The organism is Macrococcus sp. GL_134 (genome assembly GCF_057834705.1).
The window spans coordinates 83,061-105,830 of sequence record NZ_CM174409.1; the positions used below are offsets into that span (position 1 = coordinate 83,061).

A 22,770-nucleotide genomic window follows, 5' to 3' on the forward strand; every position below is an offset into this window, starting at 1 on the left:
CGATTAAAACTATGAATCTATTCATTGATGACCAAACTGCTGCTCTGTGAATGTACGATACATCGCGTGTGTTGATATTAGGTCCTGATGAGTACCGCTTCCTGTCAAGTGACCATTGTCGATAAAATAAATTTTGTCTGAATTAATGATAGTAGACAAGCGATGCGCGATGACGAGCACTGTTCTGCCCTGCATTAATTCACTTAAAGCATCCTGTACGTATTTTTCGCTCCGAGCGTCGAGACTTGCTGTTGCTTCATCGAGCATTAATAGTTTAGGATTTCGTAGGAACGCTCTTGCGATGCTGATCCGCTGCTTCTGGCCGCCGGACAATTTAATGCCTCGCTCACCGACCTCTGTCTCCAGTCCGTCTTCTAGTTCATCGATAAATTCTTTGGCGTAGGATTGTTCAATAGCTTGAGTAATATCCGCTTCGTTGTATTCGCCAGGACGTGAGCCATATAAAATATTGTCGCGAATCGTACCGGATATAATGGCACTTTCCTGGGCGACATAGCCGATATTATCACGCAGCACGTGCATAGGAATATCTTTAATATTCACGCCGTCAATTTCAATCGCGCCGCTGTTTACTTCGTAATAGCGTTCGATTAAAGAGAATAGCGTGGATTTACCGCTGCCGCTCGGACCGACAAAAGCAATGGTCTGGTTACGGTCGGCATCGAGTGTAATATCAGTAAGCACAGGTGTACCATCGTTATAGCTGAAATACACATGTTCAAAATGCAGAGCACTGAATTCAAGCGGCTCGTGATAAGTGCCGGTATTCGGTTCTTCTTCATACTTTAAAATATCGGCAATACGTTCTGTTGCACCTAGTGCTTTGTTGTATTCATTGAAGAATAGACCGAATGTTGTCATCGGCATAATAATCTGAAACAAATAAAGCAGAAAAGCTACAAGCTTACCAATTGTCAATGTCCCGTCTGCGACACGTACACCGCCATAACCAATGATGAGCAGGATCATCAGCATCATGACAGTGGACATGAGAGGAGATAAATAAGCATTGATTTTAGCTTCCTGCATACCAAAACGGTAGAGATTTTGAATTCCTTGACGAGCTTTCGAGCGCTCGTAATCTTCACCGTTGAACGATTTCATCAGTCGCACTTCACTTAATGTCTCCTGTAAGTTGCCGGAGAAACTTGCAGTTTCGTTTTGCAGTGCCCGTGAGACTTTAGTCATTCGCCGGCCAAGCGGAATGATTACAGCGACTGCAAGAGGTACGGCAATGAACATTAGCAGAGACATCTTCCAGTCAAGGATGAACAATATGATAACCGAACCGACAATGGTCAGCATCCCACTAATGACAGATGGAAAGTGGCGAGTGATTAAATCTTTTAGAACAGAAGTATCATTAACGATACGACTGACAGACTCACCGCTTTTTGTAGTATCAAAATAGCTGACCGGCAACTTTAAGAACTTATCCCAAATAATTTCGCGTAATCCTCTGATAATACTTTGCCCCACATTAGCTAGTACATAGTTAGACACTCCATTGAATATGGCACTTAGTAAAAATACAAAGATAATTAATAGGATTAAACCTGTCGTAACAGAGTCTGTATCAAATCCGTCGATAAAACGCTGCGTCAACATGGGTACAATCAACGAACCAACTGTTCCTATCAAGGTCATTGCAATTCCTAATATAAATAGCTTCCGTTTAATTCCTGAACGTTTCAACAGCTGGTAGAAATCTGAGAATTTTGCTGTCGATTTTTCTTTTGCTGTGCTTCCACGAGCCATTGTCATTCCTCCGATTGTTGTTCATTGATGTACAGTGATACATTCGTATTTACTTTAATGATGATGTAAATTGATGTCAAATGATTGAAAACCATAAGAGTCTATCAAGTAATGTTTTACACTTTCGATTAAAATTAAGTTTAAAGGGTTTCAATCATTAGAAATATTAATATAATAATTATATCAAATATAATAAATATATAAAGGCGGCTAATATTATGACTCAAGTTTTATACATTACAGCACATCCAAACGATGCAGCGGCTTCATTCTCTATGGCAGCTGGTCAATCATTCATTGACAGCTACAAAGCAGCTAATCCAGATCATGACGTCGTTCACATCGACTTATACAATACATTCATCCCGTTAATCGACAGCGACGTTTTCTCCGGCTGGGGTAAATTACAGTCGGGTGAAGAGTTCGCAAAATTATCTGAGACAGAACAACAAAAAGTTAATCGTTTAAATGAATTAAGCGATCAGTTTGCTGCTGCTGACAAATATGTTTTTGTGACACCATTCTGGAACTTCTCTTTCCCGGCAGTAATGAAAGCATATATCGATGCAGTCGCAGTTGCAGGTAAAGCATTCAAATATACAGCTGAAGGCGCAGTCGGCTTATTAACTGACAAAAAAGCACTTCACATTCAAGCACGCGGTGGTTACTATTCAGAAGGACCAGCAGCTGAACTTGAACTTGGCAACCGTTACTTGAAACAAATCATGAACTTTACAGGTGTGCCGTCATATGAAGAACTGATTATTGAAGGCCATAATGCAAACCCTGAAAAAGCAGAAGAAATCAAAGCTGACGGTATTAAACGCGGTGAAGCATTAGGTAAAACATTCTAATACTACACAAATAGAAGGTAGTATGATATAATCACTTTACAAATTAATAGCTCGTATCTTATTCAGAGCAGGTGGAGGGACTTGGCCCTATGAAACCTCAGCAGCAGGCTTATGCACTGTGCTAATTCCAACAAGTATATCTTGAAAGATAAGAAGATTCTCTAATAGCTCTTCTTGATTTTAAGATGAGCTATTTTTTTGTGACTAAAATAACCGGGGGGCAAAAGATGAGAACAAGAGCAGATATTTTAGCAGATTTAGAACTAGTGGAAAACTATAAACCAGTCAATTATAGTAGTTCCATGATAAAGACAGCAGACAGAAACCGTCTCGAGCGAGAACTAGAAGAAGTCGAAAAGAGTGAGCGTAAGATGGACTTCTACCGCCTCAACCAGGTGGAGAGAGAACCACGTCAAAAAGCAGGAGAGGCTATTGCAGCACAGCATGTAAGTAACGATAAAGAACTGAAGCTGGAACTGGATGGTTATACAATAGCGATTAAAATCTATAAAACGAACAGCACGGCTGAATAGAAAAAGATTTAACGTGGAAATTAACGAGAAACGGCCTTCAAACCACATTTGAAGGCCGCTTTTTTAATGAGATAAGATGTTTCATTACAGTTCAGTTCGCAGCTGCCACAATTCAGGGAAGAAGTACTGGTCGAGCACTTTCTTCAAATAATTGACTCCTTGCGAACCACCAGTACCGACTTTAAATCCAATGATGCGTTCTACTGTTTTCATATGTCTGAACCGCCACTGCTGAAATAGATCTTCTATATCGACAAGTTCTTCGGCAAGTTCATACAACTGCCAGTATTTTTCGCTGTTTCTATAGACTTCTTTCCAAGCTTCTTTCACGCTGTCATTCGCTGTGTAAGTAATGCAAGGCTTTCTCTCAAGGACATCAGCATCAATATTAAGTCCAGCACGATGCAGGGCATGAATCGCCGCATCATAAAGGCTCGGTGTGCTGTAGGCTTCAAGCAGCTGCGCATGAATTTCCGGCTCATGTGAATAAATCTTCAGTATATAATCTGTCTTATAGCCGAGATAAAATTCAATCACCCGATTCTGATAGGACTGGAAGCCTGAAGAATGGCCCAGCTTATCGCGGAACTCTAAATATTCGCTTGGCGTCAATGTAGAGAGCACATCCCATACATTTTTGATCTGCTGCTGAATTTGTGACACACGCGCAAGTTTCTTGAATGCTTCGCCGAACTGATCGTGCTGAACGTTATGGACGGCAGCTTTCAGTTCATGAATCAGCTGCTTCATCCATATTTCGCTGACGTGATGGACAGTGATGAACAGCATTTCATCATGATGACCGCTGAGTGGATGATGACTGGCAAGCAATGTCTCGAGACCGAGATAACTGCTGTATGTCATGTCCTTCCTGAAATCTGTATGAATGTTCTGCTCATCTTCAAATGCTTGATGCTTAGTCATGACACCGCTCCTTTTGGTCGGATGACTGCACGAACAGGGCTGCCGTCAGCGTCTTTTAAAGCAAGAGGCAGGGCGATCAATTCATAGTTGCCGGGCATGACATTGTCCAGCATAACATTCTCAAGAATATATATATCATGTTCATAAAGCGCGTGATGACCTTCTAAAGCTTTACTTGAAATGTCATCGACTGAAGGTGTATCGACACCGATGAGTTTAACACCGAGCGAATTCAAATATTCAGCCCCGTCCTTAGTGACCCCAGGAACATTTTCCGGGAAATGTTCCGGATTGTTAGGAAGTGATGTTTTGATCAATACACGTTCAACTCGTTCAGTCAGCTGTGATTGAAGTGCTGCTGCTGAAATGGCATCATAGCCACTTAAATCAATTACGGTACAGTCGCCGATATAACGGTTGATGTCTAAGTCAAGAATTCGTCGGCCGGCTGTATCATAATGAAACGGTGCATCGACGTGTGTTCCGATATGAGTACTCGTTGTCATGCGGCCGATGTTCACAGAACCGGAATTTTCCTTTGTCACTGTTGTCTCATAAATAAAGGGCTGATCTTCCGGCCAGTGGGCAATATTATTCGTCAGCGGCTGCGAGATATCAATCCAGCTCATTATGCGACGACCTCTCTTTCATTTTCGAATTCCTTATATTTCTCCTCAGCCATAATGGTCTTGATGATCATCACTGCATCGTACAGTTCAGTAAAAGTATTATATAAAGCAACTGGGGACATTCTAATACCTTTTGGTGCACGGAAATCAGGAATCACACCTGCTACTTTCATCGCTTTTGTAATACGTGCTGCTTCCTCATGCTCGATATAAAGATGGCCGCCGCGCTTATCATGATCAAGTGGTGTAGTAATAACAAAGCCGAACGGCACTAAATTTTCAGTCACAAGCTCAAGCAATAAGTCAGTCATAAGCAAAGACTTAGTACGCACGGCATCAATTCCTGCTTCATTCATCATTTCAAGCGCACCGATTAGTGGTGCGGCACTCAGCATATGAGGCGTGCCAATCTGATAGGCGCTGGCGTCAATTGCTTTCTCGAAATCATGCGCCATATCGAACTGTTTGTTCTTATCAGAACCGAACCATCCGGCAAGACCCGGCGCATGGTCGTGATGCTTATTGTTTAAATATAAACCGCCGACGCTGCCAGGACCGCCGTTTAAATGTTTATAAGTACACCAGACCGCGAAATCGACGTCCCATTTACTGAGTTCATGAGGAACAGAACCGATTGAATGGCATAAGTCAAAACCGATCATAATACCTCGCTTATGTGCTTCAGTAGTCAGCTGTTTCATATCAAGTATCTGACCGCTCCGGTAGAGAACGCCCGGCAGCAGGATAAGAGCGACATCATCTGTCATCTGAGCCACAATATCTTCTGTCATCAGTGTCTGACCGTCTTTTGACTGGACTTGAACTAAAGCAGTGTCATCAAACCCTTTCAACCGCAGCTGGGATTTCAACGCATAAATATCAGAAGGAAAATTCAACTCGTCGGCTAAAATTTTGTAGCGATCTTCTGTCGGCTGATAAAGCGTTGAAATCATCTGATGAATATTCGTTGTCGTTGAGCCGGTCACACATACTTCTTCAGGTGCAGCACCAACAAGCGGTGTCATCAGTTCAGCCAGCTCGTCATTAAAGTAAAACCACGGCCGTTTTCCTTTCATCCAGCCGTCTATACCGTACTGTTTCCACGTCTCCATCACTTCATAAAGTGAAGACTCCGCACGCTTGCTCATTAAACCAAGTGAGTTTCCGTTAAAATAAATGACATCATCTGTCAAATAAAATTCATCTCTGAACTTAGCGAGGGTGTCTTTTGAATCGAGCTGTTTTAAATAATCTCTCGTCATCTCTGTCATCTCCTTTATTTAATTGTATAAGGAATCAGTCGAAGTTCAAGAGAAAACGCTTTCTTTTCCAACATAAAAAGCTGACCCTCAGGCCAGCTCATTGTTATTCTGCTATAATTAAGTCTTTATAATCTGGATTTTCTTCTAATACTTTCTTTGCATAAGGACATTCAGGAATAATCTTTAAATTTTTCTCACGTGCTTCTTTTACACCGGCAGCTACGAGTTCTTTTCCGACGCCTTGACCTTTTAAGTCGTCATCAACTTCAGTATGGTCGATGACAACTGTGTCATTATCCTGAATCAGAAATGTCATAATTCCTTTAGGTGCGTTTTCTTTGTCTCCAACGTAGAACTTGTCTTCCCCACGTTTAATTTGTACCATATGTTCTCCACTCCTTGAATTTTGTCAATTTAACTCGAATGAATAGCAGCTTATATTGATTCCATACCCGTTTCGACGTCCATTAAACCACGGCTGCATTCAATTATGTCCCGCAAAATGTCTGGAAAACTTGTTGAGATGGAGCCGGCCCTCTTGAATATTTGTCTGCATGAGTCTCTTCATAAGGGGCTGTGACGGCTGCTATAAGCTGGTGGAATGGAGTGTAATCATCATGTTCGACTGCCTGTTTCAAAGCTTCTTCGACAAGATGATTCCTTGGGATAACGACTGGATTGACAGACTTCATCAGCTGATAAGGTTGTTCTTGAGAACGGATACGCTGCTGCCAGCGTTGGTACCAGTCTGTAAAGTCAGCGTTGTTACGGATCGTAATATCTTCAATCTTATTATTACTCAGTGTCCGGAAAGTAGTCATGTAATCTAATTCATGTGCTTCCATCATATCCAGCAGCCCGATGATTATGTCTTCGTCGCCTTCTGCCAGCTGATGAAGGCCGAGCTTTTTCCCCATTTCATTTAAATAGTAAGTCGTATAAAGCTGTTCATACTGTTTCAATGATTGTTCAGCAAGTTCGATAGCTGCTGCTTCATTGGAATCAATCAAAGTGATCAATGTTTCAGCAAAGCGTGATAAATTCCATAAACCGACGCCCGGCTGATTTTGATATTGATAACGGCCCTGGACATCGATTGAGCTGAAGACGGTGCCAGAATAAAATGTATCCATGAAAGCACATGGTCCGTAATCAATGGTTTCTCCGCTGATAGTCATATTGTCTGTATTCATCACGCCATGAATAAAGCCGACTGCCTGCCATTTAGCGATTAAAGCTGCCTGCTGGTCGATGACTTTATCGAGCAGCGCGAGGTATTTGTTCTCTTCGTGGTCGAGCTCTGGATAATGTCGATTGATCGTGTAATCTGCCAGCGCTCGAATAATCTCACTGTCTTCCAGCCGGACGGCATATTCAAAAGTTCCGACGCGGATATGACTGGCTGCGACGCGTGTCAGCACACCACCAGGTAACGAAGATTCTCGTTGTACACTTTCTCCGGTCGATACAACAGCGAGGCTTCGAGTAGTAGAGATTGATAACGCATGCATCGCTTCACTAATGATATATTCACGCAGCATCGGCCCAAGGGGTGAACGACCATCTCCCATGCGGGAATAAGGCGTTCTACCGGAACCTTTCAACTGAATATCAACGCGTTTGTTGTTGCTCACGTGTTCCCCGAGCAACAAGGCTCGTCCGTCACCTAATATCGAGAAATGACCGAACTGATGCCCTGCGTAAGCTTGTGCTAACGGCTGTGAGCCATCAAACAAACGATTTCCGGCAAATGGATCTACTGAATTAAAAATCGACGGATCGACATCGAGTTCATATGCAAGTTGTGTATTTTTTACAACAAATTCAGGCTTTTTGACTGGTTGAAGCTGAGTAAGGGTATGAAGTTCACTAGGAAGTGCTGTATAGGAATTATCAAAGTTCCAATGATTACCGCTCATCATATACCTCCCAATAGTTAATGTTTTCTTCAGTTTAACATCTGAACGAGGGAAGGGTGAGTGAAAGGCTCATAAGGCGAAGGATGTGAGAATGATGTGGAGAAAATTAATAGCAGTAAATACACTGGCCTGGACGGCTGTCAATATAGGCAATTCTTTAATAATGAGTAGAATTCCCCGCTCTTTTTTCAGACGTTCAAGCAAACTATTCAAAGTTTTTTCATGGGAACGTCAAGGGGAAGTATGGAACCAATTTTTTAGGGTAAAGAAATGGAAAAATCGATTACCTGACGGCAGTATGTTCATTAGAAGCGGCTATAACAAAAAGACAATACCATCTTATAACGATGCCACATTAGCCGCCTTTTTAATAGAAATGAGACGGGCAGAACTGACGCACTGGATGACGATGTTTTACGGTATGTTGTTTTTGTTATGGAATCCGAGATGGGCGGCGGTGCTGAATATCTTGTTTGGAGTCGTCAGCAATTTCCCTTTTATTATTGCCCAGAGATATAATAGACCAAGAATAGAAGCGATTGAAACGAAAAGAAACAGGCGTATGATTCCTTTTGGAAGCGAGGATGATTCACTATGAATGACAAAGAAAATAAGAGATCGCAGCGTAAAAATGAACATATAGAATTAGCGGTGAGTCATCCGGCAGTTGAGACGTCATCATTTGATGACGTCCGTTTTGTCCATCAGTCGATACCGCCTATTGATTTAGAAGATGTGAATCTTTCGACAACTGTTGGACCGCTGACATTTCAAACTCCGATTTATATTAATGCCATGACTGGTGGAAGTGAACGTGCTGCGATGATTAATGAGCAGTTGGCCATCGTTGCACGTGAAACACAAGTAGCTATGGCTGTCGGCTCGATGCATGCGGCGTTAATGGAGCCCAGTGCTGTCAAGTCCTATTCCGTAGCCAGGAAGCAGAATCCTGATGGCGTGATCTTTGCGAATGTTGGTGCTGACGTCAATGTTGACCTGGCATTACGTGCAGTAGAGATGATAACAGCAGATGCACTGCAAATTCATGTCAATGCCCCGCAGGAACTCGTCATGCCGGAAGGAAATAGACAGTTTTCAGCATGGTTGAGCAACATAGAAGCTATTGTCAGGCGTTCACCGGTTCCTGTCATTATTAAAGAAGTAGGTTTCGGATTAAGCACAGAAACATTCAGTGAATTAGCTGCTATAGGCGTGAAAATCGTTGATATCAGTGGTCGCGGAGGAACCAACTTTATACATATTGAGAATGAACGTCGTGATTTGAGAGACATGACCTATTTAAAGGGCTGGGGACAGACGACAGTAGAGTCATTGCTGGAATCAAGTGCCTATCCGGAGCTCGATATACTGGCAAGCGGGGGTATACGACATCCTCTCGACGCTATGAAGTGTTATGCACTTGGTGCAAAAGCAGTGGGAATGTCACGCACGATGCTGCTGTTAATTGAAGAGCAGGGAACAGCAGGAGCCATTGATTATATCAATACTTTCAAAGAACACCTCAAGATGATTGCACTCATGCTTGGCGCACGGTCATTAACAGAAATTAAGAAAAAATCTATCGTACTGACTCCGGAATTAATATCCTGGCAGCAGCAGCGAGGTTTAAAGTGAGGAGAATGACAATGAAAAAAGTGATTGTGATAGGTGCTGGTGTTGCAGGTCTTGCAAGTGCCATCCGTCTTCAAAATGAAGGGTACCAAGTAGAGATATTTGAGAAAGAAGCATTGCCGGGAGGAAAAATGCATCGTATTACTCGAGAGGGATATTCCTTTGATTCTTGGGCCGACCATTGTGATGATGCCTGAACTATACAGAGAGATATTTGAACTTGCGGGACGTGATGCTGACGATTATATTCCAATGCAGAAACTGAATCCTATGTATAGCGGCTACTTCAATAATGGTACAGAAAAGCTCGAAGTATCCAACGATCTTGTACAGCTTATAGAATTATTTGAAGGAGTCAGTGAACAGGATTCTGAAGGATTTCTGCGTTATATCAGTGATCTATACAGTAGATTCAATATCGCAAAAAATCATTTCCTTCAGCGCCCTTTCAGAAACAAAAGAGATTTCTACAACTTAGATATACTGAATCAAGGATTGAAGCTGAAAACGCTCGGTAATGCCGAAAATACAATGAATAAATACATCAAGGACAAACGGATGCGCGATATGATCAGCTTTCAGACATTATATATTGGAGTGTCCCCATCTAAGAGTCCATCACTCTATACCATTATACCGATGATTGAATTTTTGTATGGTATATGGTTCATCAAGGGCGGAATGTATACGATGGCCAAAGGAATGGCAAAGCTATTTGAAGAGCTCGGCGGCGTCATTCATTACAATGTATCGGTAGACGAAATTATTGTGCAGAATCAACAAGCGGTTGGTATTAAAACCCCTTACGGTATGTTCAGTGCGGATTATGTCATGTGCAATGCCGACTTCCCTTATGCGATGAAACATCTTGTACAGGATAACGACGCAAAAGGAAAGTATACAGATGAAAAAATCGATCGTATGGACTATTCGTGTTCTTGTTACGTGATGTACCTCGGCATGGATAAGAAATATGAAGAAATACCGAATGTACATAACTTTGTGTTCTCAGGTGATCTGGATAAAAATATTAAGCAGATTTTTGATGGCAGCACCATTGAAGATCCATCGCTCTATATGTATATCGCTTCTAAACTTGATCCATCCCTTGCGCCTGAAGGTAAAGATGGGCTCTATGTGTTGATGCCGATTTCAGAACTCAAAACAGCGCAGTATGAATGGAATGAGGAAACTGAACGCTACTACAGAAATAAGATGTTAGCTAAGCTCGAACAGCTGCCGGGGATGAGTAATATCAGAAACGAAATTGTCACAGAAACACGTGTCACCCCCGTCGATTTCAATAATCGTTTTAATGCATATAACGGCGCTACTTTTGGACTTCAGCCAACATTGTTCCAGAGCAATCATCTGCGTCCTCAAAGTAAAGCCGTGGCATGTGACAACTTGTACTTCACAGGAAGCAGTACCCATCCTGGGGCAGGTGTTCCCATCGTGCTGTTGTCGTCCAAAATTGCGGCAGGTGAATTAATGCTTGATGACCAAATGACAGGAAGTGATCGCCATGGATCGCAATAGGCTAAGGAAAGATTATGAGTATTGCCAAAATCTCATAAAAAAACATTCGAAGTCATTCTATTATGCGTTCAAAGAACTACCGAAATATGATGCTGACGCAGTATATGCAGTATATGCGTTCTGTCGTATGGTTGATGATATAGTTGACGAAGCACATAATCAAGAGGAAAGTTCTGCTCATTTAGCAGCTTTTAAGAAAGAGTTAGATGATTTTTCAGCAGGACAAGACATCAATCATCCGATGTGGCGCGCCTTACGGGACGTACATAACCGTTATGAGCTTGATTTGACCATGTTTTACTGGCAGATTGCAGGACAAGAACAGGATATTGATTTCACACAACCGAAGACGCTTGAAGATTTAAGACATTATAGTGTCCGCGTTGCCGGCTCAGTGGGACGGATGCTGCTGCCGATCCTATCAGAACACTGCAGCGAAGCCATGAAGCAAAATGCTGAAGAACTCGGTGTAGCGATGCAGATCACTAATATCTTAAGGGATATAGGAGAAGATCATCAACATCATCAGCGTATCTATATTCCTGTCGAAGTCATCGAACAATATGGCTGTATTCAAGCGATTGAAGACCGTCAAGTAAATGCTGAATTTATTGCGATGTGGGAATATTTAGCTCAATATGCTGAGAAGATTTACGATCAGTTTTATGAGTCCATTAGTTATTATAAGAAAGAAGCACAGTTGCCGTTGTTATTATCAGCGATGGTATACCGAGGGATTATCGACGAAGTAAGAGCTCACAACTACGACTGTTTAACACGTAGAAATAAAGTGTCATCGACTAAGAAGTTAATGCTCAGGCAGCAGGCTAAGCAGTATTTAGGAAGATGATTAAAGGAGGACTGACAATGAAGAAAGTAGTGGTCATCGGTGGCGGACTAGGCGGGATTTCATCAGCGATTACATTAGTGCAGCAAGGTTATGATGTCACTCTTTATGAGAAGAATGATCATATCGGTGGCAAATTGAACCGGTTGGAGCAGGATGGCTTTGGTTTTGATTTAGGACCATCTATTTTAACTATGCCTTATATCTTTGAAGAATTGTTTGAAAAAAGTGATACCCATATGGCTGATTATGTGAAAATAATGAGACTGCCATTAGAATGGCGTGCTTTTTTCCCGTCCGGTCATACATATAATTTATACGGTGATTTAGCTGTTATGGCACAGGAGAACCCTTATTTATCAGCTCAGGATATAGAGGGATACAGGAACTTCCTGGATTATGCCGGTCGTATTCATGAACTGACTAAAGACAGCTACTTCGCACGTGGCATCGATCAGAAAATACCACTGATAAAACATCACGGCCCGTTGACAGCATTGCAAGGATTTGACTATTTCAGTACGATGCAGCAAGCTATCAACAAGTACATCAGTAATCCTGAATTCCGTGATATGCTCGGCTATTTTATCAAATATGTCGGATCATCATCGTACGATGCACCTGCTGTCTTAAATATGATGATACATATGCAGCATGAACAAGGAGCATGGTATGTTTCAGGCGGCATGCATAAGCTTGCTGAAGGAATCACCCAGCTTGCCCGTGACATTGGTGTTAAGATTCATACGGGTGTTGAAATCATTCATATGAATCAAGTCGATGGAACGATACAATCTGTTCAATTAAGTGACGGAACAACAGTTACCGCTGATTATTTTGTCTCCAATATGGAAGTGATTCCACTATACGAACAGCTGCTTGATCAACCACCAAAAAATATCAAAAAATTGAAGAAAAAATTTGAACCGACGAGTTCAGGCTTAGTGATGCATATTGGAGTGGACCGGGAATATCCTCAGCTTGCACATCATAATTTCTTTTTTTCCAATGATTCTAAACGCAATTACAGACAAGTCTTCCATGACAAAGTGCTGCCGGATGATCCGACTATCTATCTCGTTAATACGAATAAGACCGATCCTTCGCAGGCACCGTCCGGCCATGAAAACATCAAAATATTACCGCACATTCCTCATCTGCAGCACAAAGACTTTTCAGCACTGGACTATGCAAATTTAAGGGAACGTGTATTAATCAAATTGGAAAAGATGGGACTTACCGATCTTCGGCAGCATATTGTCACAGAAGATTTGTGGCTGCCTGCTGACATCGAACGGGTATATGGTTCTGACCGCGGAGCGATATACGGAACACTATCAGACCGTAAGAAGAATAATGGCTTCAAACATCCAAAGAAGAGCGATCATTTTGATAATTTATATTTCGTCGGCGGGACTGTTAATCCAGGAGGCGGTATGCCGATGGTGACACTCAGCGGTCAACAAGTCGGTAGAATGATTGCAGAGCGTGACCGGTAATGCTGTTTGCATTTACAGGTCTGATGTTACTATCTTTGATTTGTGGCTATTTGATGTATGTCAGAAATCCAGGCGTCAGTACAATAGCGAAGCATCAGCTGCCTACCGTCAGTATTATTATTCCGGCAAGAGATGAAGCCGACAAATTGCCTAAACTACTGCAATCCATCGAACAACAGAACATAGCAGCGGATGTCATAGTGGTCAATGACGGGTCGACTGACGATACAGCCGCTATTGCTGAAGAATTCGGTGTCAGAGTCATTCATTTCAATAATCTGTCTGACTGGAAAGGGAAGACAGCTGCCTGTTACGAAGGGACACGACATGCGCAAGGAGAATTACTGGCGTTTATGGATGCTGATACATGGTTTGAAGATGATACATCGCTGCGAAGAATCATCACTTCTTACAACCAGGGGCTCATTGCCATACAGCCGTATCATATAACGAAACACTGGTATGAGCAGTTATCTGTAATGTTCAATATACTAACTGTAACAGGTATGAATATTTTTTCTATTATCAGACCTAAAGAAAATACCGGTGCTTTTGGCCCATTTATTCTCTGTTCATATGAAGATTATCATCAGACAGGCGGTCATAAAGGGGCAGCCGGCGCGATGATTGAAGGCTTTGCACTGGCTGATCATTTCCATGACAATGGACTTCCAGTGACCTTGCTTCTTGGCAGAGGAACATTGAACTTTCGAATGTATCCTCATGGGTTACGGTCAATGATTGATGGCTGGGCAAAACACTTTGCTACAGGAGCCACTAAGACGCTGCCGTCAGTGATGGCATTGATTGTCATGTGGATGATGGGGTCTGTAACACTGCCGCTGTTTATTATATGGGGCGGATTAACAACTACAACTCATTTAATGATAGCAATAATTAGTTATTTAATTTACTCGAGTTATTTTTACGTTATTTCAAAAAGAACAGGAAGTTTTACGCGCGTTACCGCCTTGCTGTTTCCTGTCGCTTTTTCCTTTTTTATCTATGTGTTCCTGCAATCTGCTTATTATACTTTTATCCGAAAAGAAGTGAAATGGAAAGGACGCCGTATTAAATTTTAAAAGAGGTGATTGCAATGAATGGCTTTAATATCGAACTGAACGGACTGAATTATCATGTCATTGATCAAGGGGAAGGAGTTCCAGTTCTGCTGCTCCATGGATTCCCTGACTCTTCTAAATTATGGACACATATGATTTCTCTCCTCAACGCTGAAGGCTATCGTGTCATTGCGCCTGATTTAAGAGGTTACGGTAAGACTCAACTGGCAGAGGATTATACGATTCAACAGTCAGCAAAAGATTTATTTGATCTGCTGAATGCGCTGCAGATTCACAACATCAAAGTGGTCGGTCATGACTGGGGTTCTATATTAGGATGGTATTTTGCAGCTCATTATCCGACAGTTGTGGAGAGCTATGTGGCGCTCAGTGTCGGCCATCCGAAGGCATATTTCAGACGAGGGACATTGAAGCAGCTCTTCAAAGGTTCATACGTCGGATTATTCTTGCAGCGGGGCATCGCCGAAAAAGTATTGAGTGCAGGAAATTATTTTGTATTACGTAAAATGGCGGGTGAATCTGAGGAATTGGAGCAGCAATGGTTAGAAGATCTGCCAAGGCCGGGCAGACTGACTGCTGGATTGAACTGGTACCGTGCTAACTTCAATATCAGTAATATAGGCTGGATCAAAAACATGCCGAATGTGTCAGTGCCTGTCCTGGGTATCATCGGTGCCAAAGACCCGGCTCTGACAATCGCCCAGATGCAGCATTCATTGTATTATGTTAACGGCACGTTTGTTAGTGAAGTTTTTGATGAAGAAGGCCATTGGATGCCGATGACGTGCCCGCATCAGTTAGTGACGCGTCTTGTTGAGTTCTATAGGTGAATGACAAGAGAAAAGGAAATCCCGTTGACTGGGATTTCCTTTTCTCTTGTTTACTCTTATAAATCGAGTGTCTGATTCATTTTTGAATCTTCCTTGTTATCTGCGTTGACGAGGCGTTTCAATCCTTGGATAATGGTTTTGGTCGTCTGGTCAGTGCCCCAGTATTCAGCAGATTCTGCTTCCACTTTAATGAGGACGACATTCGGATCGTCATAAGTTGTTTTAAGGAATGCATCCATCGCCTTGTTCCAGTATTTTTTCTTCAGCTCCAGATCATCTACTAACTGACCGGTTCCTGAAATAGATACATAGCCTTCTTTTGAGAATGAGACGTTCACTCGGTTGTCTTCCAGCAGTTCATCTGCTTTTTCGGTATCTCGTTTTGTAATGAACCATAAGTTGCCATCTTCTTCAGCTTCCTGATAACTCATTGGTCGTGAAACTAACTTGCCTTCTGATAGAGTTGTCATCATCGCAGTATCGTTCTTCTTAATGATTTCATAGAGACGTTCACGCTTTTCATTGTTAGATAATTGTTCTGACATACTAGCACCTCCGTTGATTGTTATCTTCACCCTACTAGAGCTGACAGATGATTACAAACAATAAGCAGTGATCATCAACTTTATTATGTTAAATCAATGTCTATGTACTAATTCATGATCATTAAGGGTAAAGATTATGTTAAAGGTCACATAAAACATTAAAAAAATAAATGAAACAGGTGAAATGATGCAAATTTTTCGTCCTTTTGAAAGCCATGAACAGTCAGCGATGTATCTTGATAATAGACGCCTCTCTAAACAAGTACTTGAACTGTATCAGATTATCCGTGTTTGTCTTGCCGAGATGAACATCATCGAGGGTAATACACGTTATTTATCTCATCCCATCGTCAAACATATTTATCATGAAGGTCATCCGTTCCTGCCGGATGCACTTCACTTCCTTCATGCCTGTGATGTAGAGCATCAACGTAGAGGAGGCAATAGAAATGAGGCATTCAGAAATGATTTACTGCGACTGAGTGAACTGATTGAACACCATTATCATTCGTTTGATGACAAACGTATTCCGCCATTCTATGTCTATGGAGACGTCAAAGTATATGGTGAAGACGTCTATGGACTCTACCGTGAGCTGCTTCATCAGAAATGGCTGGATGATCAAATTGCGCCGAGATGTGGTGTATCATTGACTGCCAAAAGATAGGCACATTTCTTCAATGTTACTTAATCATTTGATATTATGAATATGTAACATAAGGAGGATTGTGTATGCTCAGTGTCAGTCCCATTAAAGAACTTCAGATGATTGAATCATTGAAATCTTACTTTTATCATTCGAATATACGTGACTATTTATTTTTTGTCATCAGCATTAATATCCCCCTTAAATTAAATGACATCGTAACATTGAAAGTGCAGGACATTATAGAAGAAGGTGCACTTAAGACATTCCATATTCATCATTACGATATTCATCTCCCTGATTATCTGTTATCCGATTTGACATCCTTCATACAACAGCATCATCTTAGAAGTGATGATTACCTCTTTCAATCCGTTAAGACGAAACAGCCGCTGACAAGACAGCAAGTGTATCGCATTATTAATGAAGCGGTGATGACATTGCAGCTGGATGCGCATATCGGTGCACAGTCATTGAAAAAAACATTTGCTTACCACGCTTATCAGCACCACATGGGTATTCATACGCTGCAGCATTTGCTGGGGCATCAGTCAAAGAGTGAAACTTATAAATTTATTCAAATAGAACCTCCCGTCAATAAAGAACTCCATTTAAATCTATAGAAGTAAGGATGTGACTTATGCTCATACTGTTTTTACTGCTCGGCCTGATCATTATTCCAGCCTTCTGGTTATTGAAAGGTTATATCAATACATTACATACAGGTTATATTGCTCTTGCGTATCCGCTCGTCGGTACGATGTTTAGTCTTATCGCAATATTTTCAGGTACCACATTCAGTACTCGGTTGACATGGATTCCACAGCTGGATATTCATTTTTCGTTCCGACTGGATGGCTTGAGCCTTATCTTTTTCTCCTTGATTTCAGTCATCGGCCTGCTCGTTATCTTCTATTCAGTCTTTTACATGTCTAAAAGTGAAAACTTACCACGATTTTATTCATTTTTAATGTTATTTATGGTTGCGATGTACGGGGTTGTTCTCTCCAATAACACTATCGTTCTCTACATTTTCTGGGAGTTAACAAGTATTGCATCATTCCTATTGATCAGTTTCTGGTACAAAAAAGAAAAGTCACGGGAAGGCGCATTGAAGTCGTTCCTTATTACTGTGTCTGGTGGCATGATGATGCTGCTGGGATTTATCGCGCTATATATCATCACTGGCACAAATCAGATTGATCAGATGATTCAGATGTCCGAGGAAATGGACAAAGGCTCTCTCTATTATTTTGCAATGGCGATGATTCTGCTTGGTGCATTGACCAAATCTGCTCAGTTCCCATTTCATATTTGGCTGCCGGATGCGATGGAAGCACCGACACCTGTTAGTGCTTATCTGCACTCTGCCACAATGGTCAAAGCAGGGATTTACTTGCTGATTCGTTTTCTGCCGGTGTTCAGTGGGGAGCCGGTCTTCCAATGGATACTCATATTGAATGGACTGATCACGATGCTGATCGGTAGTATTTTTGCAGTGAGACAGTCTGATCTGAAAGGACTGCTGGCATATTCTACTATCAGCCAACTCGGAATGATCGTATCGATGATTGGGCTTGCTGCATTTGATGTCAATGATACGCGTCATCATGAACTTGTTGTGCTGTCACTTACAGCCTGCTTACTGCATATTATCAATCATGCAGTATTCAAGGCAGCTTTGTTTATGGGGACAGGAATCGTTGACCATGCTGCGCACACGCGAGATTTGTATAAGCTCGGCGGCCTGAGAAAAGTACTTCCTGTTACTTTCGTCATCATGACGCTTGCAGCATTATCGATGGCAGGTGTTCCATTGTTAAATGGATTCTTAAGTAAAGAATTGTTCTTTACGGCGCTGAGTGATGCAAGAGCGGGGAGTTTACCATTTGCTTGGCTGCTTATTGCACTTGGTGTGATAGCGAGCATCGGGACATTTTTATATAGTGTCGTGATGATTGCCCGTACATTTCTAGCAGAACGTCATATTGAAGAAGTTGCTGGAGAGAATCTAGGACTGCTTGCAGCACCGGCTATTCTAGGAGGACTCATCATCGTACTATTCTTTGCGCCGAATGTCCTTCTTCATTATTTAATCACACCGGCCATCCAGTCAGTTATTACATATGATACAGCTGAACTGATTCATCCTATTAAACCATGGCATGGATTTAACATGCCCTTATGGATGACAGTGACAGTATTCGTTGTCGGAAGTATATGCTTCCTTACTGGTTGGTACAAGCGTATTTATCCGAAGCGAAAAGAGATGTGGTTGAACGTTGTCTACAAAGAAACATTAAGACGCGTCGACGTCATCAGTCGTGCAGCCATCCGAAGAATTATGACGGACCGTCTGAACCATTATTTGATGTTTCTGTTTGCCGTCATATTAACGGTCTCGCTCCCGGTGACTTTGTATGTGTTAGTTGATGAATTTATGATGTTTGACTGGCAGACGCCGTCCTTGTACAGTCTAATTTTGACGCTGTTTATTCTCACTGCATTGTGCGCGCTGCTGTTTGTACAGTCACGTATGACAGCGACGATTTTAGCCGGTGCAGTCGGCTACGGTGTTTCTATTATTTACATTTATATGCATGCGCCTGACCTTGCTTTGACTCAGCTGGTTATAGAGACCATTACAACAGTGCTGTTCCTGACTTGTTTTTATCATCTTCCTGACCTGGAAGTGGAACGCAAAAGTCGTTTCAATCAGATTGTCAGTTTTGCAATTGCAGGAGGCATGAGTATCCTCGTGATGACATTGTTATTTGTGTCAGGTAACTATGAGTTGTTTGACTCGATTTCCATATATTATGAGAATGCTTACAAGCTGACAGGCGGTAAAAATATTGTCAATGCGATACTCGGAGATTTCAGAGCATTTGATACATTGCTTGAAGGCGTTGTGCTGTTGATCACGGGACTCGGTATATTCATGTTGATCAGACAGCCGCAAAGAGGAGGACGAGAACTTGAAAGAAAATGATGTGCTGCTGGAAACCATCTCTAAACTCGTCATCATTATTATCCTGACATTTGGATTCTATATATTCTTCAATGGACATAATGGACCTGGCGGAGGGTTTATCGGGGGTCTTGTGTTTGCTTCGGGATTCATTTTGATGTTTTTAACATTTGATGCAGGACGGATTAAAGAAGCTCTGCCCTTTAACTTTAACTTGCTCATTATTTTTGGCAGTTTAATTTCTATCTCTACGTTGTTTATACCACTGCTAAATGGCGATGAATTTTTGACGCAGTATGATGATTATTTTATGATGCCTTTATTCGGAGAGTTTCATCTGTCGACTGTCACATTATTTGAATTTGGAATATTGCTGACAGTACTTGGTGTTGTAATGACTATATTATTAACGATTAGTGGTGATGTAGATTGAGCGGATTATTAATTATCATCATAGGGATGATCACATTTGTCGGGGTTTACCTGATTTTATCAAAAAATTTAATTAGGATTGTTATCGGCACTAGTATTATCAGTCACGGTGCAAACTTATTCCTATTATCGATGAGCAGAGCGGGCAAAGATGTTCCGATTATCGGTGAAGGTTCAAACTATGTTGATGCATTACCGCAAGCTTTGATTTTGACTGCTATTGTCATCAGCTTTGCCATTACAGCATTTCTGTTGGTTCTTATTTATAGAATGTATAAGAAAACAAATAACAGTCATATTGATGCGTTAGGAGGATATGATGATGAATAATTTATTGTTGATTCCACTTATCGTGCCATTGCTGAGCGGCATTATTCTATTCATCTATCCTCACTACCAACGGCTGCTGTCAATCGCTGCACTGGCTGTTTCTGGTATTATTTCATTGTATTTGGCCTATTATTCAGCGGTGAACGGAATGCTGGTTATCAATTTCGGAGGATGGAAGGCGCCTTATAGTATTCAGTTTGCAGGTGATGCGTTAAGTCTGTCGTTGTCATCAGTCAGTCTTCTCGTGACCAGTCTAGTACTACTCTATGGTTATCATAGACCGTTGCGGGAAGATGTGAAGTTTCCATTTATTTTGTTTCTGCTGGTTGGCGTCAACGGCTCATTTCTAACAGCTGATATATTCAATTTATTCGTCCAGTTTGAAGTGACACTGCTCGCTTCATTCGTACTGCTTGCAATCGGCAACCGAACAGCGCAGCTCAAAGCAAGTATCCCATATGTGGTCATTAATATCGTCGGTTCATGGTTATTTTTAATTGCCATTGGTCTGACTTACCGGACATACGGGACACTCAGTTTTGCTCATCTGTCAGAACGTGTAGCCAGTACAGGTATGACGAGTTATACGATTATTATCGCACTGCTGTTTTTAGTAGTATTCAGTTTGAAATCAGCCTTACTGTTGTTCATGTGGCTGCCAAAATCTTATGCTGTACTGTCGACTGAGAATTCCGCTATATTTTCGGCGTTACTCACTAAAGTCGGTGTCTATGCGTTATTGCGCGTATTTACAGTTATTTTTTCAGTTCATTCTTCAGTCACGCATGTATTAATACTTGATATGAGTATCATTACGATGATTATTGGGTGTATCGGTGTGCTGGCCTATAGAGATATCAAATATATGATCTGTTATCAGATTATCCTATCTATCGGTATTATTATTTTCGGTCTGGCAACAGACAGTTCAGCTGGACTGAACGGGGCCATATTATATTTGCTGAATGATATGATCATCAAAGCCCTATTATTCTTAACAGCAGGTACCATCATTCATCAGCTTCACACTAGATTGATCAGAGATAATAAGGGGCTGATCAAAGCATTTCCTGTACTCGGTGTTATATTTTTCCTTATCACACTTACCATCGGCGGTGTTCCACCGTTCGGAGGATTTCCCGGGAAATTGATGATTATTCAAGCGGGTCTGGATAGTGGTGAATATACAGCGACTATCATCATGATTATCACGAGTATTATCAGCCTCTACACACTGCTTAGAATGTTCATCAAAGTATTTCTCGGAGAAGCAGCGGAGCTCAGCACTGATAGATCGTTCGAACCTATACATCGTCATCAATATGCGGCTATGATTCTGCTGCTTACACTGTCATTATGCATATCATTGTTTGCCAATCCATTGATTGAATTGATTCAATCAATGGATGTAGAGACTTATACTGAAACCATGATGACAGGAGGCGAAAATTAATGGCACAATTTCTGCTTAATATTCTTATTGCAGTATTATGGACATTATTTGGAGATCAGGATCAGTTCTATTTATCCACATTTCTCCGCGGTTATATGGTAGGAATTATTATCGTGTTTTTCATCAACCGTTTTTTTGGGGGAAAGTTTTACCTCTATAAAGTATGGGTGATATTAAAGCTGTTTCTTGTGTTTAACTATGAACTGCTGACATCGAGCTTAACGACAAGCAGATATATTTTGTTCCATGCTGAAAAAATTCATCCAGGACTCGTCACTTATGAAACAGAGCTTAAAGAGAACTGGCAGATCACTATATTGACGCTGCTAATTATATTGACACCTGGATCAGTGGTGCTTAGAATATCAGATGATAATTCGAAGCTGCTCATCCATGCATTGAATCAAGACTCTCTGGAAAATGAGAAGCTTTTAAAATCGATCAGAAATTATGAGCGATTGATTATGGAGGTGGCATACGCATGATTATGCTGATTATTAAAACCGCACTTGTCATCTATGGTATTGCGATGTGCCTTGCGCTTTATAGAATGATCAAAGGGCCATCACTGCCTGACCGCGTTGTTGCTTTTGATACGATAGGCGTCAACATCATGTCATTTGTTGCGATTATGAGTGTAATTTATAGTACAAGAAGCTATCTCGAAGCGATATTAATCATCGGAGTGCTTGCCTTCATCAGTACGATTGCGACATCCCGGTTCATAGAAAGAGGTGTGATCTTTGAACGTAAACGAAATCGTTAGCCTGTTGGCAGCACTCGTTATTTTGCTCGGGAGTATGATGGCATTGATCAGTACGCTCGGGCTTGTCAGATTTAAGGATGTCTATACTCGGAGCCATGCAGCGACAAAGAGTTCAACGCTTGGTGTATTGCTGACATTATCCGGTGTATTTATATATTTCATGGTCAATGACAATTATTTCAGTGTCAGACTGATTCTCGGCATCGCCTTCTTGTATTTAACGAGCCCAGTCGCTGGACACTTGATAACAAGAGCAGCGTATCATTCAGGCGTAAAAGTGTATACAAAAGATAACAAG

25 protein-coding genes, 1 pseudogene and 1 riboswitch are annotated in these 22,770 nt (G+C 41.5%); of the genes and pseudogenes, 19 read left to right on the forward strand and 7 right to left on the reverse strand.

From position 1 onward, the window contains the following. Nucleotides 1-21: 21 nt before the first annotated feature. Entirely contained in the window at nt 22-1,779 is a 1,758-nt protein-coding gene (locus AC3IPL_RS00450; RefSeq protein WP_489241117.1) for an ABC transporter ATP-binding protein, read from the reverse strand. 218 nt (nt 1,780-1,997) lie between these two features. Here AC3IPL_RS00450 and AC3IPL_RS00455 point away from each other — a divergent pair, with 218 nt between their 5' ends. Both AC3IPL_RS00455 and AC3IPL_RS00460 read left to right on the forward strand, forming a co-directional pair. Next, nucleotides 1,998-2,633, forward strand: coding sequence for an FMN-dependent NADH-azoreductase (locus AC3IPL_RS00455; RefSeq protein WP_489241118.1), 636 nt, complete (start codon nt 1,998-2,000; stop codon nt 2,631-2,633). 55 nt (nt 2,634-2,688) lie between these two features. After that, nucleotides 2,689-2,788: riboswitch (SAM riboswitch) on the forward strand. A gap of 72 nt (nt 2,789-2,860) precedes the next feature. Then, on the forward strand, nt 2,861-3,166 hold the full coding sequence (locus AC3IPL_RS00460) for a hypothetical protein (RefSeq protein ID WP_489241119.1): 306 nt from the start codon (nt 2,861-2,863) through the stop codon (nt 3,164-3,166). Nucleotides 3,167-3,250: 84 nt separating this feature from the next. Here AC3IPL_RS00460 and kynA read toward each other — a convergent pair whose 3' ends face one another. The 5 genes from kynA to AC3IPL_RS00485 all read right to left on the reverse strand — a co-directional run bounded on the left by kynA (nt 3,251) and on the right by AC3IPL_RS00485 (nt 7,903). Then, nucleotides 3,251-4,090, reverse strand: coding sequence for a tryptophan 2,3-dioxygenase (kynA, locus tag AC3IPL_RS00465; protein ID WP_489241120.1), 840 nt, complete (start codon nt 4,088-4,090; stop codon nt 3,251-3,253). Then, a complete protein-coding gene (kynB, locus tag AC3IPL_RS00470; protein ID WP_489241121.1) occupies nt 4,087-4,719 on the reverse strand; it encodes an arylformamidase in 633 nt (210 codons plus the stop codon). The genes kynA and kynB overlap by 4 nt, the downstream gene beginning before the upstream one ends. Then, nucleotides 4,719-5,990 (reverse strand): kynureninase, encoded by a 1,272-nt coding sequence (gene kynU, locus AC3IPL_RS00475; RefSeq protein ID WP_489241122.1) that lies wholly within the window; start codon nt 5,988-5,990, stop codon nt 4,719-4,721. Before kynU ends, kynB begins: the two co-directional genes overlap by 1 nt. Before the next feature lie 94 nt (nt 5,991-6,084). Continuing rightward, a complete protein-coding gene (locus AC3IPL_RS00480; RefSeq protein WP_489241123.1) occupies nt 6,085-6,366 on the reverse strand; it encodes a GNAT family N-acetyltransferase in 282 nt (93 codons plus the stop codon). A gap of 103 nt (nt 6,367-6,469) precedes the next feature. Beyond that, a complete protein-coding gene (locus AC3IPL_RS00485; protein WP_489241124.1) occupies nt 6,470-7,903 on the reverse strand; it encodes a protein adenylyltransferase SelO in 1,434 nt (477 codons plus the stop codon). A gap of 88 nt (nt 7,904-7,991) precedes the next feature. Between AC3IPL_RS00485 and AC3IPL_RS00490 the strand changes: the two genes are divergently transcribed. Genes AC3IPL_RS00490 through AC3IPL_RS00525 form a run of 8 tightly spaced genes read left to right on the forward strand, consistent with a single transcriptional unit; the run spans nt 7,992 to nt 15,329 of the window. Continuing rightward, nucleotides 7,992-8,498 (forward strand): glycosyl-4,4'-diaponeurosporenoate acyltransferase CrtO family protein, encoded by a 507-nt coding sequence (locus AC3IPL_RS00490; protein ID WP_489241125.1) that lies wholly within the window; start codon nt 7,992-7,994, stop codon nt 8,496-8,498. Further along, nucleotides 8,495-9,535 carry a type 2 isopentenyl-diphosphate Delta-isomerase gene (gene fni, locus AC3IPL_RS00495; RefSeq protein ID WP_489241126.1) on the forward strand — a complete coding sequence of 347 codons (1,041 nt, stop codon included), beginning with the start codon at nt 8,495-8,497 and terminating at the stop codon, nt 9,533-9,535. Before AC3IPL_RS00490 ends, fni begins: the two co-directional genes overlap by 4 nt. 11 nt (nt 9,536-9,546) lie before the next feature. Beyond that, on the forward strand, nt 9,547-9,729 hold the full coding sequence (locus tag AC3IPL_RS00500; protein ID WP_489241127.1) for an FAD-dependent oxidoreductase: 183 nt from the start codon (nt 9,547-9,549) through the stop codon (nt 9,727-9,729). Then, nucleotides 9,695-11,071 (forward strand): phytoene desaturase family protein, encoded by a 1,377-nt coding sequence (locus tag AC3IPL_RS00505; RefSeq protein ID WP_489241128.1) that lies wholly within the window; start codon nt 9,695-9,697, stop codon nt 11,069-11,071. Before AC3IPL_RS00500 ends, AC3IPL_RS00505 begins: the two co-directional genes overlap by 35 nt. Then, entirely contained in the window at nt 11,058-11,921 is an 864-nt protein-coding gene (locus AC3IPL_RS00510; protein WP_489241129.1) for a phytoene/squalene synthase family protein, read from the forward strand. Before AC3IPL_RS00505 ends, AC3IPL_RS00510 begins: the two co-directional genes overlap by 14 nt. 17 nt (nt 11,922-11,938) lie before the next feature. Beyond that, complete coding sequence (locus tag AC3IPL_RS00515; RefSeq protein ID WP_489241130.1) at nt 11,939-13,417, forward strand: phytoene desaturase family protein; 1,479 nt, start codon at nt 11,939-11,941, stop codon at nt 13,415-13,417. Between the two features lie 53 nt (nt 13,418-13,470). Beyond that, a complete protein-coding gene (locus tag AC3IPL_RS00520; protein WP_489241131.1) occupies nt 13,471-14,499 on the forward strand; it encodes a glycosyltransferase family 2 protein in 1,029 nt (342 codons plus the stop codon). Nucleotides 14,500-14,513: 14 nt separating this feature from the next. Continuing rightward, nucleotides 14,514-15,329, forward strand: coding sequence for an alpha/beta fold hydrolase (locus tag AC3IPL_RS00525; protein WP_489241132.1), 816 nt, complete (start codon nt 14,514-14,516; stop codon nt 15,327-15,329). Nucleotides 15,330-15,385: 56 nt separating this feature from the next. Here the strand turns inward: AC3IPL_RS00525 and AC3IPL_RS00530 are convergent, their stop codons facing one another. Next, the gene (locus AC3IPL_RS00530; protein WP_489241133.1) at nt 15,386-15,874 is read right to left on the reverse strand and encodes a pyridoxamine 5'-phosphate oxidase family protein; all 489 of its coding nucleotides are present in this window, start codon (nt 15,872-15,874) and stop codon (nt 15,386-15,388) included. Between the two features lie 184 nt (nt 15,875-16,058). On the opposite strand from AC3IPL_RS00530, the gene AC3IPL_RS00535 reads away from it, so the two are divergent. The 9 genes and pseudogenes from AC3IPL_RS00535 to AC3IPL_RS00575 all read left to right on the forward strand — a co-directional run. Continuing rightward, nucleotides 16,059-16,541, forward strand: coding sequence for a pyrimidine dimer DNA glycosylase/endonuclease V (locus tag AC3IPL_RS00535; protein WP_489241134.1), 483 nt, complete (start codon nt 16,059-16,061; stop codon nt 16,539-16,541). Between the two features lie 65 nt (nt 16,542-16,606). Then, nucleotides 16,607-17,143 (forward strand): tyrosine-type recombinase/integrase, encoded by a 537-nt coding sequence (locus AC3IPL_RS00540; RefSeq protein ID WP_489241135.1) that lies wholly within the window; start codon nt 16,607-16,609, stop codon nt 17,141-17,143. A gap of 17 nt (nt 17,144-17,160) precedes the next feature. Next, the gene (gene mbhE / locus AC3IPL_RS00545) at nt 17,161-19,512 is read left to right on the forward strand and encodes a hydrogen gas-evolving membrane-bound hydrogenase subunit E (RefSeq protein WP_489241136.1); all 2,352 of its coding nucleotides are present in this window, start codon (nt 17,161-17,163) and stop codon (nt 19,510-19,512) included. Beyond that, nucleotides 19,499-19,924, forward strand: a complete 426-nt coding sequence (locus AC3IPL_RS00550) for an MnhB domain-containing protein (protein WP_489241137.1) — start codon at nt 19,499-19,501, stop codon at nt 19,922-19,924. The genes mbhE and AC3IPL_RS00550 overlap by 14 nt, the downstream gene beginning before the upstream one ends. After that, nucleotides 19,921-20,253 (forward strand): Na(+)/H(+) antiporter subunit C, encoded by a 333-nt coding sequence (locus tag AC3IPL_RS00555; RefSeq protein WP_489241138.1) that lies wholly within the window; start codon nt 19,921-19,923, stop codon nt 20,251-20,253. Before AC3IPL_RS00550 ends, AC3IPL_RS00555 begins: the two co-directional genes overlap by 4 nt. Then, a complete protein-coding gene (locus tag AC3IPL_RS00560) occupies nt 20,246-21,706 on the forward strand; it encodes a proton-conducting transporter transmembrane domain-containing protein (protein ID WP_489241139.1) in 1,461 nt (486 codons plus the stop codon). The genes AC3IPL_RS00555 and AC3IPL_RS00560 overlap by 8 nt, the downstream gene beginning before the upstream one ends. Beyond that, nucleotides 21,706-22,191: a Na+/H+ antiporter subunit E gene (locus AC3IPL_RS00565; protein ID WP_489241140.1), complete on the forward strand. Its 486-nt coding sequence runs from the start codon at nt 21,706-21,708 to the stop codon at nt 22,189-22,191. Before AC3IPL_RS00560 ends, AC3IPL_RS00565 begins: the two co-directional genes overlap by 1 nt. Then, on the forward strand, nt 22,188-22,472 hold the full coding sequence (locus AC3IPL_RS00570; protein ID WP_489241141.1) for a Na(+)/H(+) antiporter subunit F1: 285 nt from the start codon (nt 22,188-22,190) through the stop codon (nt 22,470-22,472). Before AC3IPL_RS00565 ends, AC3IPL_RS00570 begins: the two co-directional genes overlap by 4 nt. Beyond that, nucleotides 22,450-22,767 (forward strand): annotated as a pseudogene (locus tag AC3IPL_RS00575) (Na+/H+ antiporter subunit G); the annotation flags it as partial. The gene AC3IPL_RS00570 and the pseudogene AC3IPL_RS00575, both read left to right, overlap by 23 nt. Nucleotides 22,768-22,770: the final 3 nt, after the last annotated feature.